Origin of the sequence: Winogradskyella poriferorum, from assembly GCF_050618035.1 — a bacterium.
GTDB classification, from domain to species: Bacteria; Bacteroidota; Bacteroidia; order Flavobacteriales; family Flavobacteriaceae; genus Winogradskyella; species Winogradskyella poriferorum_A.
Window position 1 is genome coordinate 1 of sequence record NZ_JBODPY010000340.1, and the last position, 209, is coordinate 209.

General features: G+C 31.1%; 1 pseudogene. It reads right to left on the reverse strand.

Annotation, left to right across the window (positions count from 1 at the left end):
• Positions 1-167: pseudogene (locus ACRHOC_RS16000) on the reverse strand (dihydropteroate synthase); the annotation flags it as partial.
• Positions 168-209 lie beyond the last annotated feature (42 nt).

Below are 209 nucleotides of genomic sequence, written 5' to 3' on the forward strand. Positions count from 1 at the left end.
TCAATAAAAGTGGCAGCGTCAGAAATCATAGTTTCAACTTGATTTAGAATCTGACTTTCATGTTTGTATTTTCCACCATCGTAGAAGGAATCTGGTCTAACATTAAGTACACTCATTACTTTTGCAGTACTGATATCAATTAAATTTCCTTTACAATATATGGTCATAATTATGTGTAAAAAACGTGGTGGTAAACTTTAAACGTCAAA